The sequence below is a fragment of the Streptomyces sp. MH60 genome (assembly GCF_002939385.1).
Classification (GTDB): Bacteria; Actinomycetota; Actinomycetes; order Streptomycetales; family Streptomycetaceae; genus Streptomyces.
Genome location: NZ_MULI01000002.1, coordinates 181,735 through 193,544 on the forward strand (window position 1 = coordinate 181,735; position 11,810 = coordinate 193,544).

4 protein-coding genes are annotated in these 11,810 nt (G+C 71.9%); 1 reads left to right on the forward strand and 3 read right to left on the reverse strand.

The genetic code is table 11. The annotated features are described in order from the left end of the window. Positions 1-10 precede the first annotated feature (10 nt). Positions 11-2,200, reverse strand: a complete 2,190-nt coding sequence (locus BZZ08_RS02800) for a polysaccharide lyase family 8 super-sandwich domain-containing protein (RefSeq protein WP_104630501.1) — start codon at positions 2,198-2,200, stop codon at positions 11-13. A 415-nt stretch (positions 2,201-2,615) separates the two neighbouring features. Then, a complete protein-coding gene (locus BZZ08_RS02805; protein WP_104630502.1) occupies positions 2,616-5,966 on the reverse strand; it encodes a right-handed parallel beta-helix repeat-containing protein in 3,351 nt (1,116 codons plus the stop codon). 182 nt (positions 5,967-6,148) lie between these two features. On the opposite strand from BZZ08_RS02805, the gene BZZ08_RS02810 reads away from it, so the two are divergent. Continuing rightward, entirely contained in the window at positions 6,149-7,372 is a 1,224-nt protein-coding gene (locus tag BZZ08_RS02810; RefSeq protein WP_104630503.1) for a S8 family serine peptidase, read from the forward strand. A gap of 122 nt (positions 7,373-7,494) precedes the next feature. Here the strand turns inward: BZZ08_RS02810 and eccCa are convergent, their stop codons facing one another. Then, positions 7,495-11,514, reverse strand: a complete 4,020-nt coding sequence (eccCa, locus tag BZZ08_RS02815; protein ID WP_241965357.1) for a type VII secretion protein EccCa — start codon at positions 11,512-11,514, stop codon at positions 7,495-7,497. Positions 11,515-11,810: the final 296 nt, after the last annotated feature.

Sequence of the window (11,810 nt, forward strand, 5' to 3'; positions counted from 1 at the left end):
CCGGGGCCGCCTATGCCAGGGCCCGCGTCACCGTCCTGCCGAGGTCCGCGCCCGTGCCGAGGGCGAAGTCGCCCCGGCGGGTACGGCCCCGGGAGGTGAGGGTGACCGAGACCTGGAGGCCGGGCCGGTCCGGGTTGGCCACACTCACCACGGGCGAGTGACCCGTCCGGTCGAGGACGACCAGGGCGGGCTGGTCCACCAGCAGGGCGCACCCGCCGCCCAGGTCGAGGACGCCGGGCTCGTGGAATACCGCCATCGTCAGCCGGAGCCGCGGATGGGTGACGGCCTGCGCCCGCTCGTCGTTGCGCAGGGTCCGCACCACCGGCCTGGCCGCGTAGGCCCTGACCCGGCCGGGGGTGGCGCCGGGCAGGACGATGTAGGCGTACCCGGCGTCCTCCGGGGCGGTGCCGTGGTCGAAGAAGAGCGTGAAGGCGTCCCGTTCGACCGGGTCGCGGCCGATCCAGCTGCCGCGCTGCTTCCTGCGGGAGACCTTCAGCGGGCCGCCCTCGGGGAAGACGTAGCCGATCTCGTCGTTGTACGCCCAGGAGGCCGTCACCGGTGCGGAGTCGGTGCCGGGGCGCACGGCCCGCCCGCCCACGGTGGCGTTGGAGCGGGCCGCCCCCTGGTTGACGGTCGTGTGGACGGCGTGGGCGGAGGTGGAGCTGATCCCGGTGCCGAGCACCACCAGCTCGTCGTCGAAGCAGAAGTAGCTCTTGAGCCCCTTGGTCCCGTACCGGTCCAGGGTGAGGACGCAGGCGCCGTAGCGCCCGTCGCTGACGCCGCCGGTGAAGCTCCCCGCGTTGTCGGGGCTGGAGGCCGAGGTCACCTTGGCGTACGGCGCGGTGACGCCGGGGTAGTGGGACCAGTCGAAGGCGGGAACGAGGTCGTCGTACTCCCGGTTGCTGACCTGGATCGAGGTCGCCCCGGACGCGTTCCAGGCGATCTCGTTGCCGACCTCGGGCCGGAGCGTGGAGCGGTACTCACTGCCCTTCATCCGGGGGGAGTTGATCCTGGTGAAAACGCCGTACCCGTCCCGCAGGTGGGAGGAGAACTCCGACCGCCAGAAGTACTTGTGGCCGGTGACGCCGTTGCCCCGGCTCCGGCCCCGGATGTTGTCGGCCAGGCGCGTGTACTGGGCCGACCTGGCCTCGTCGGCGCGGGCCATCCGGTCCAGCGGCTCCAGGAAGTCCGCCGCGTAGCTGGTGACGCCGTCGATCGTGTTGGGCGGCCGGTAACCGAGGTACAGCATCCCGATCTCCCCGCGGATCAGCCACCGTGTGCCGTCGAGAATGTAGAAGGCCACGGCGTCGATGTCCTCGGGCGAGAAGTCGAAGCTGGTGCCGCGCGCCACGTCGGCCCAGGCAGCGACGATGGTGAAGAGCGCCATGCCGTAGCCCTCGCTGTAGAGCTGCGCGCCGTGCGCCCAGAAGCTGGAGTCGACCTGCACGGCCTCCTTGACCCCGCCGCTGCGGTCGACCGCCACCGTCTGCGACATGGTGCCGTAGCCCTGGTGGATGTCGTCCGAGGCGCCCTTGGCGACCGCCTCGTAGAGGTAGTTCTCGGTGCGCCAGGAGCCGTTGGCCCCGGCCGGGTCGCGTCGCCCGGTGTTGTGGGCGTAGGCCACCTCCCGCGCCGGGGCGCTGAGTTCGTCACCGACGAAGATCGACACCCGCCCCATGGCCATCGACTTGCCGATCTCGGTCTCCCACCAGTTGGTGCAGGTCGGCTTGGTCTTGTCCCAGTGGAGCAGGGCGCGGTTCAGTGCCTCGATCAACTCCGGCCTGCCATGCCCCTCCGCCTCCGGGTCCCGGTAGGCGTGGGCCATCGCCATCATGCGGTACAGCGCGTGGTACGGAGACCACACCCGGCCGTTCGCGGAACTGGTGGTGTCGGCGTAGTCCACGTTCGGCCAGGACCCGTCGGAGCGCAGGGACGCCGCGTAGGACAGGGCCTCGGAAGCGCGGGCGAGGAAAATGCCGTTGGCCAGTCGCACCTGGTCGCCCTGGGCGAGGAAGCGCTGCTGGAGGCGCTCGACGATGATCTGGATGTCGTCGACGACCGACGGGTCGCCGCCCGCCTCGGCGGCCCGGGCGAGGGACGGCACCGTCAGCGTCAGGCCGGCCGTGCCGGCGGCCAGCCCCAACCCGCCGAGCAGGACGCGTCGGCGGTCGGGCAGGAAGACGGCTCCGGTGTCAGACATGAAGGACTCCTTCGGTGCGTCCGGCCTGCCGGCAGGGTGCAGGACGCCTGATCCGTCAAGGAGGGTGCGTCTCGGCCGGCGCGAGCGTGCGGGCGTTGGTTCGGTCACGGCCGCCAGGTGGGACACGAGGTGGCTAAACCGGTTTGAGGATGATGTTCAACAGTTATCCGGTGGCGCTCGCCCGCGTCAACACTCCGAACGGCGAAACCTGTGTGCGGCGAGGCTTTCCCGCGACGGTTTCCCGGCTCGCGGTCCGGGCGGGGAGACGCGCACCGGCGGACCGGCCTCATGCCTCGGCGTCCCGGCCGGCGCCCCCTTGCCCCACCTCTCCGAAGCGCGCCGACATGGGCCCGGCGGTCCCGACGAGTGCCGGGCCCCAGCCGAGCGTCAGGAGCCGACAGGTGCCGAGGGCCCGTCAACGTGGCGCATCAGCCAGGTCCAGAGGAGGCAGGTCGTTCAGGATCAGGGTCTGCAGGTCGTTCATGGTGGGGGAGTCCATGGTGGCCAGACGGCGGGCTTGACGGGTGGCCATGTGTTCAACGGTCTGGCGAGCCAGGCGGGCGTTGCCGAAGGAGCGGTTACGGGGCTGGGCGTCGAAGTACTTCAGGAGCGCCGGCGGCACGTCCGGAGCACATTCGAAGCCGCAGAGGGCCGCGTGTTGCCGGACGATGGTCACCAGTTCCTCCGAGCTGTAGTCCGGGAACTCGATGTGCCGTGAGAAGCGGCTGGAGAGGCCGGGGTTGGAGGCGAGGAAGCGGTTCATCTCGTTCGTATAGCCGGCGACGATGACGACGACTTCCTCGCGGTGGTCCTCCATCAGTTTGAGGAGGGTGTCGATGGCCTCGCGGCCGAAGTCGGACGGCGAGTCGGGAGGCGCGAGGGTGTATGCCTCGTCGATGAAGAGGACGCCGCCCAGGGCCTTCTGGAAGACCTCCTTGGTGAGCTGGGCGGTGTGCCCCACGTAACGGCCGACGAGGTCGGCGCGGGCCACCTCGACGATCTGGCCGCGGGGCAGCACTTCCAGTGAGCGCAGCAGCTTGCCGTACAGGCGGGCCACGGTGGTCTTTCCGGTGCCGGGAGGCCCGGCGAACACGAGGTGCCGGTTGATCCGGGAGGAGGGCAGTCCTGCCGCTTCGCGCTGCCGGGAGGCCGAAAGGAGATTGATCATGTCGGTGACCTCGTACTTGACGCTGTCCAGGCCGATCATCGCCTCCAGTTCCTCCACCGGCGACGTCGCCCGGACTCCCGAGGCGGCGGCCTTGGCGGCGGCGGCAGCGGCCTCGCCGACGTCCTCCGGCAGCAGCACTGTCAGGTCGTGCTCGGCGGCCTCCATGAGACCGGCCAGCCGGAACGCCTGGCGGTCCACCATCTCCTCGAACACCTGCCGGGCCACTCGGCCGTTGCCGAAGTTGGGGCCCCGGTGCATCTCGCCGAAGTGGGCGGAGAGCGCGTCCCTGGTGTCCGGGGAGAGGTCGTAGCGGTGGCGCTCGCAGAGGGTCTCCACGATGGTCACCAGCTCGTCGACGGTGTAGTTGGCGAACTCGACGGTGCGGGCGAAGCGGGAGGCGAGACCGGGGTTGACGGCGAGGAAGGACTCCATCTCGTCCGTGTAGCCGGCCGCGATGACGACGACGTCGTCACGGTGGTCCTCCATCAGTTTGACCAGGGTGTCGACGGCCTCACGGCCGAAGTCGGCGCCGGAGTTCTTGCCGTCGGAGGCGAGCGTGTACGCCTCGTCCACGAACAGCACCCCGCCCAGCGCCCGGTTGAACGTCTCGGTGGTCTTGATCGCCGTACCGCCGACCACCTGCGCCACCAGGTCGGCCCGGGAGACCTCCACCAGGTGGCCGGAGCGCAGGCTGCCCAGCTCGGCGAGGATCGAGCCGTAGAGGCGGGCGACGGTCGTCTTGCCGGTACCGGGAGCGCCCGCGAAGATCAGGTGCCTGCTCATCGGCGGAGCCGGGAGGCCGAGGCTGGCCCGGCGCTGGGCCAGCCGGGTCAGGTTGATCAGGCTCTTGACCTGGCGCTTGACCCCCTCCAGCCCTACCAGTGCCTCCAACTCCTCGATCGGTCCGGCCGGTTCGGCGGGCAGCTCGTCGTCGGTCCGCTTCGCCCCCGTCCGGGACGGGTCCGTGAGGTCGGGCGGCGGGGCCCCGTCGTACGCGTCCCGGCCGCCGTTGCCCGCGCTGGAGAGCCGGTCGACGGTGAGCGCGCCCTCCTTGGCCGTCTGTCGCAGACCGGCGCCCCGGTTGTCGTTGGCCGCGCAGTCGAGCACGGAGACCTGGCCCGCGCTCTCCACGCGGACGCCGTCCGCCCGCCCGTTGAGCATCTCGCAGCCGTTGAGGGTGGCCCGCGATCCGGCGAGGAGGAGCACCCCGTGCGCGCCGGAGGAGATGATTCGGTTGCGTATGGCGGAGACCTCGCCGTCCTCCTCGACCCGGATGCCCTCCGCCGTGCTGTTCTCGAGGACCGTGTCACGGATGTCCGCGAAGCCGCCCGCGTCGATGAGGACCCCGGGCCCTCCGGCCTCGTTCATGGAGCAGTTGACGACGTGCGTGCGGCTGTCGGCCGCGACCCGCAAGGACGCGCCGCCCGCCTTCTCGACCTGGCAGTCCTCCAGCCGGCCGCGCCCGCCCTGGGCCACCTCCACGCCGTGGCCCGCTGCCGCGACGATACGGGCCCGCCGCACCAGCGGATTGGCCCCCGCCCGGATGTGCAGGCCGGTTCCGGCGGCGGCCGTCACCTCCAGCCGGTCGACCTCGGCCGCCGATTCGCCGGTCAGCAGGACGGCGGACGAGGCGGCGCACTCCCGTACGACGGTCCTGGTCAGCGCCGGGGCCGCGCTCTCGGTGGCCAGGACCGCGGGCCCCTCGCAGCGGGTGAACTCGCACCCCTCGTAGCTTCCGCGTGCCCGTGAGGTCACCACGAGGCCGCTGCCCTTGGTACGGGCCACCCGGCAGTCGCGCAGCACCGGTTCGGCGCCGGCGGAGACAAGGATGCCGTGCTCGGAGGTGTCCTGGACGTCCAGTTCGGCCAGCTCGGGCCGCGAGGCACTGGTCACCAGGGCGCCCACGGCCAAGTCGTGCAGCCGGGTGCGCAGCACCTGGGTGGCACTGTTCTGCTCGATGGCGACTCCGGGCTTGTCGGTGCCGGATATGTCGCAGTCCTCGACCCTGCCGCGAGCCTGCCCGTTGGCCAGCACCCCGTTGCCGCGCGAATCTCGTACGGTGCAGCCGCGGATAACGGTCCTGGCCTTCTCGCTCATGACCACCGCCGAACTGCCCAGGTTCTCCAGCACGCAGTCCGCGACCACGCTCTCCTCGGCCGAGGTGTCGACGATCCCCGCCCCCGCCGGGTTGCTGACCCGGCAGTCCCGCATGGCCAGCGAACCGGCGTTGCGGCTGAGCAGCGCGGTCCAGCCGACACCGGCGATCTCGCAGCCGTCCAGCGCCGCCTGGCCCTGGTAGGCGTCCACGACGGGGACGTCCTCGTCCTCGGGGCCGCGCAGCACCAGGTCGGTGAGCATCACGGCGTCGGCGACCAGGGTCACGGCGGAACCGCTGTGCGGCGCGATCTCCACGCTTCCCCGGTTGCCGTCGGCCACGATCGTCACCCGCCGGGAGATGCGCAGGCTCTCCTCGTAGCGCCCGGGCAGGACACTGATGACCGCACCCGTCCGGGCCTGTGCCAGAGCTTCACCGATGGTACGGAAGCTGTCCGGCCCTTCTGATCGGTCGGGACCAACCGTGAACAGCTGGCGTACCACGCGCGTCTCTCCTCTTCTTCGTCACCGTCGCGCTGGCGACGACGATGGGGGTGACCGTAGTAAACAGTAGAAGGCGTCGGTGAACAGCGGGCGGTGGCGGGCCTCATGGCCATCGGTGGCCATGATCTCCCGTACGGAGCCGGGAGGTTGAAGGGGCGGAGACGCCTCTTATCATGCGTCCCATGAGGCAACCGCGGGTTCCCACCGTCCCCCTGTCCGCTCCTGGCCGGCGCCGCCGCACCCGTCGGTGGTCCCAGGGGGTCGGAGCGCTGGCGGTGACGGCGGTCTGCGCCGTGGGCCTCCCGGCGCAGGCCGCCGCCGCGGACGGGGGCACGACGAGCCTGCCGGCCATGCCCCTCACACTGGGCCAGGACGCCCCCTGCACCCCCGGGTCCAAGCGCACCGCCGAAGGGGTGACCTGGGCGCAGAAGAGCCTGTCGCTGCCGCACGCCTGGAAGTTGTCCCAGGGCCAGGGGGTCACCGTCGCGGTGGTGGGCTCCGGCGTGTCCCTCGCCGCGCCGGCGCTGGCGGGCAGGGTCACGACGGTCGGCGACGCGGGCGAGGACTGTGTGGGGCACGGGACGTTCATCGCCGGGCTCATCGCCGCGGCCCGCACCGAGGGCACGGCCTTCCAGGGGATCGCCCCGGCCGCACGGGTGCTCGGAGTGCGGGGGACCGACGAGCGCGGGGTGCCCTCCGCCGAACGCGTCGCCGCAGGTATCCGCGCCGCCGTGGACCGGGGTGCGCGGGTCGTCAGCGTCGCCTCGGCGCTGCCCACCGGGAAGAAGGAGCTGACCGACGCCGTCCGCCACGCCGTCGAGCACGACGTGCTCGTGGTCGCCCCGGTCGCTCCGGACGCCGAGCCCCGGCCGGGTGACCGGACCGCCGAGGCCTACTGGCCCGCGGCGGCGCCCGGCGTCCTGTCCGTGGTCGGAGTGGGCGAGGACGGAGCCGCCCTGAAGAGCGCGGTGGGATCGGCTACGGCGGAGCTGGCGGCGCCCGGTGGTCCCGTGATCGGCGTCGGCCCACGCGGCAAGGGACATTTCATCGCCGCCGGATCCTCGGCCGCCGCCGCCTACACCGCGGGCGCGGCCGCCCTGGTCCGCGCCTACGACCCGGACCTGACGGCCGCCGAGACCGCCGACCGGCTGACCCTCTCGGCCGCGCCGGCCGGTGAGGCCGCCCGGCTCGACCCCTACGCCGCCCTCTCCATGGTCTCCGCCACGTCCCGGGCCCCGGCGGCCGCCCCGGTGGAGAGCGAACCGCTGCGGCTGCCGGTGGCGTCCACGGTCCTCCAGGACCGCGCCATGGTGATCGCCGGCGCCATGGCGATGCTGGTGATCCTCGTCGCCGCCGCGGCCGCGGTGATCCCGCGCGGTCGCGCCCGGGGCTGGCGACGGCCCTGAAGAGCGTCCGGCCGACCCTGACCGGGCCCACGACACCTGGCGCGGTGCGTGTCCGGCGCGCCGGGGAGCCCGGGCCGCTCCCGGGCGACGAGGCTGGGGCGAGTGTCCGGTGTCCAGGCGGCTCAGTCCGTTCCGGTTTCGTCCAGCCGGGCCGTCTGCACCAGCGTCGTGGTACGCCGGGCCACCCGCAGGGCGCGTCCCGTGGGCAGGGTGCGCGGCTTGACGTTCCCGAAGAGATATCCCTCGGTCGGCGGGCAGGACAGCAGCAGAGCAGGCGAGTTGATCTCCTGGAGGCGGCGCAGCAGGGCCTCCTGGAGGCCACGCCCCGAGCCGGAGGCCGAGCGGGCGACCACCATGTGCAGACCCACCTCGTAGCCGAGGGCCAGATGGTCCAACAGCGGCATGAAGGGGTTGTTGCCGGGACCCACACCGATCATGTCGTAGTCGTCGACGAGGACGAACAGCCGCGGTCCGGTCCACCAGTCGCACAGCCGCATCCGGGCCGGGGCGACGTCGGCCCCGGGCACTCGGAGTTTGATCGCCCGTGCCGCGCCGTTGACCAGATCGCGCAGCGCGTCGATGGACACGGCGTGCCCCAGGCGGTACTCCTCCGGTATGGCGTCGGCCAGGTCGCGGCGGTAGTCCACCAGCAGCACCCGGGCCTCCTCGGGACTGTACCGCTCGGTGATGGCGCGGGCGATCAGGCGCAGCAGGTTGGTCTTGCCGCTCTCGGTGTCGCCGACGGTGATCAGGTGCGGTGCGGTGGAGAAGTCGTGCCAGGCGGGCTTCAGTCCGTCCTCCTCCAGGCCCAGTGCGACGCGCAGACCGTCACCCTCCTCCGTCTTCCGGGGTTCGGGCAGCGTGCGGCTGGACACCGTGGCGGGGAGCAGCCGCACTTCGGGGGCCTCCGGTCCGTTCCAGTGCTCCTTGACGTCCTGGATCAGGTCGGCCGCCCCCGCGGAGAGGCCGGCGGCGCCGTCCACGCCGTCGATCCGGGGCAGCGCCGCGAGGAAGTGCAGCTTGGAGTCGACGGTGAGGCCGCGGCCGGGGGACGAGGGCACGGACCTGGCCCGGCGCGAGTCGACCATCGACTCCATCGGGTCGCCCATCCGCAGCTCGATCCGGGTCCCGGACTGGTCGCGGACAGCGGCGGTCAGCTCCACCCAGCGAGCGGTCGTGACGATCAGGTGGATGCCGTAGTTGAGTCCCCGGGAGGCGATGCGGGTGAACGTCTGCATCAGATCCTGGTGGTCCTGACGGACGGTGGACCAGCCGTCCACCACCACGAAGACGTCCCCGTGCGGCTGGTCGGCGAACTCCCCGGCGGCCCGGCGGGCGCGGTAGTCGGGCATGGAGGTGACACCGTGCTGGAGGAAGAGCTTCTCCCGGTTCTCCATGATCGCGGTGACTTCGGCGACGGTCCGCCCGATCCGTTCGGCGTCGACCCGCGCGGCCACCGAGCCCACGTGCGGAAGCCCGGCCAGCGGGGCCAGTGAGCCGCCGCCGAAGTCGAGGCAGTAGAACTGCACCTCGCGCGGGCTGTGGGTGAGCGCCAGCGCCGATATGAGGGTCCGTACGACGGTGCTCTTGCCGCTCTGCGGGCCGCCCGCGATGGCCACGTGGCCGCCCGCGCCGGACAGGTCGACGGTCAGCAGGTCGCGCACCTGGTCGAAGGGCCGGTCCACGATGCCGACCGGCACCGAGAGGCGGCCGCGCCCCGCCCAGCCCACGGTGGTCAGGCCGTGTTCGGGGTGCGGCGCCAACGGCGGCAGGAGTTGGTCGAGGGAGGGCGGGGTGTCCAGCGGCGGCAGCCAGACCTGGTGGGCGGGCGGGCCGGCGCCGCGCAGCCGGTCCAGCGCGGTGGCGAGCAGCGACCGCGCCTCGCCCGCCTCGTCCGGTGCGGGTTCCGTCTCCGGAGGCTCGTCGGGGGCCTCCGACGCGGGGCGCGGGGCCACCCACTCCGTTGTCCAGGGAACCACCTGCCCGGCCGCCCGCGCCTGTACGGCCGGACCGCTGCGGTGCTCGTAGGCGCCCGAGACGAACGCGGCCCGGAAGCGGGTCAGTTCCTCGACGCCGCTCTTCAGGTAGCCGCTGCCCGGTTGGGACGGCAGCCGGTAGGCGTCCGGTACGCCGAGCACGCCGCGGCTCTCCATCGCGGAGAAGGTCCGCAACCCGATCCGGTACGAGAGGTGGCTCTCCAACTGGTGCATCCGGCCCTCGTCCAGCCGCTGGGAGGCGAGCAGCAGATGCACGCCGAGCGACCGGCCCAGGCGGCCGATCATCACGAACAGCTCCATGAAGTCGCGGTGTGCGGCGAGCAGTTCACTGAATTCGTCGACGACGACGAAGAGACTGGGCAGCGGTTGCAGCGGCGCACCGCCCGCACGGGCGCGTTCGTACTCCAGCGCCGAGGTGTAGTTCCCGGCCGCCCGCAGCAGTTCCTGACGGCGCATCATCTCGCCGTGCAGCGCGTCCTGCATACGGGAGACCAGCGCCACCTCGTCCGCCAGGTTGGTGATGACCGCCGAGGTGTGGGGGAGTTCGTCCAGGCCGAGGAAGGTGGCGCCGCCCTTGAAGTCGACCAGGACGAAATTGAGGGTGTCCGACGAGTGGGTGAGCGCCAGAGCGAGGACCAGGGTGCGCAGCGTCTCGCTCTTGCCGGAGCCGGTGGCGCCGATCAGCATCCCGTGCGGGCCCATGCCGCCCTGTGCGGACTCCTTGATGTCCAGTTCCACCGGCCGGCCCTCGGCGCTGATGCCGATGGGGACCCGCAGCCGGTCCGCTTCGCTCCGGCGCGACCAGAGGTCCAGCGGTTGCAGACGGTTCAGGTCGGCGATGCCGAGCAGCGAGGTGAGCTCGATGTCCGCGGACATCGGCTCGGCGCTGTCGCCGCCGAACGCCATCCGGTACGGCGACACGCGCATCGCCACCGTACGGGCGACGGCCGGGCCCAGCCGGTCGGGGCGGCCGAGCAGGGTGCGCTGTTCCTGCCGGTTGCGGTCGGTACGCACCAGGCTGACGGTCCCTCCCTGCCGCCCGGAGCCGCCCTCCTCGTCCTCGCCGAACTCCAGCCGGAGCGTAGTGCGGCCCGGACGCCAGGTCAGTTCACCGGAGAGGTCGATGACGACCGCGTTGCGGAACCCTGCCCCGTCCAGCCGGTGACCGCTCGGCACACCGCCGTGGTCGACCACGATCACCGTGAACGGCTCGTCCTGGCCGGATACCGCCTCGGGATCGAAGGGGGGCCGTTCCTGGAACTCCGCGCCGAGCATCTCCTCCAGACCCGCCACCGTGGTGACCACACGCCGCACCGGCCCGGCCCCGTCGTGCGCCTCGGCCTGGAGGGTGTGCGGAAGCCACTTCACCCAGTCGTAATCGGCCCGCCTCTCCTCGGACACGCAGAAGGCCAGCCACAGGTCCTCCGGCGAGTGGAAGACCGCCAGTTGGGCGATCACCGCGCGCACAGCGTCGCGGATCTGCCGCTGGTCCCCCCGGCACAACACCCGGGACCAAGCCTGCAGGGACAGCGCGATGGGCTGGTCGGGGACGTTGGCGTACGCACGGATGAAGCTGCGCAGCGCGTGCGCCGAGAGCGGCTCCAGGTCCTCGACGGGTTTGGTGGACATCGGAGCCAGACGCAGCCCGAGCCGCTGCGTGCCCACCGCGATCCTGGCCTCGCCGAAGTCGTCCTGGCCCGGCCTGCGTTCCCACAGCCGGGAGGTGCGGGCCAACGAGGACAGAGCGGCCGGTTCGGGGTGGCGCCAGGACAGGGCGTGCTGCTGTTGGATGAAGGCGCCCCTCACCTGCTGCCTGGTCTGGCGCAGATAGCGCAGGTAGTCACGGCGCTCGCCCTTCAGACGCCCCTTGCGTTCGCCCGCCCGGCGCATGAACTGGCCGAGAATCATGAGGGCGGAGGCGGACACCATCAGGATCAGAGCGGTGTAGCCGAGCGCCGAACTGCCGCTGCCCATACGAACGAAGAGCAGCATCATCGAGGCCGACATCATGCCCATGGGCAGGTAGTTCCAGACCGCGGAGGTGTCCGGCACGATCTCCGGGAGCGTGGGCGGCTCCTGAAGGCTCAGCTCCCCGTCGGGCATGTCCGGGGCCCGTCGGCGAGGCGGGCGACGGAAGAGAACCACACTCAAGGGATGCCTCCTCGGCGGCAGTACGGGTCCTGCGGTCGGCCAGGACGACGTGACGGTGCCGGCCCGGTGTCGAAAGGCGGACGAGGGCCGGTGATTACGGACAAACGGAGTCTCCGCGACGAACTGCCGGGGAACGCTTCGCGAACCGTGAGCCGTGACGGTCCGACCCTGCGCGTCCGGGCGGGAGTTGGCCCCGGGCGGCACGGCTGAACCGTGAATGGTTTCATAGGCTACAGTCATTCGCCTATTGGCGCCGATCCCCCAACTCCCATTGCGGCGCCCCCTTATCG

Bases quoted from the DNA above. Each gene is read 5' to 3' on its own strand.
- BZZ08_RS02810 (WP_104630503.1), top strand. From the start codon at position 6,149: ATGAGGCAACCGCGGGTTCCCACCGTCCCCCTGTCCGCTCCTGGCCGG.
- BZZ08_RS02800 (WP_104630501.1), bottom strand. From the start codon at position 2,200: ATGTCTGACACCGGAGCCGTCTTCCTGCCCGACCGCCGACGCGTCCTG.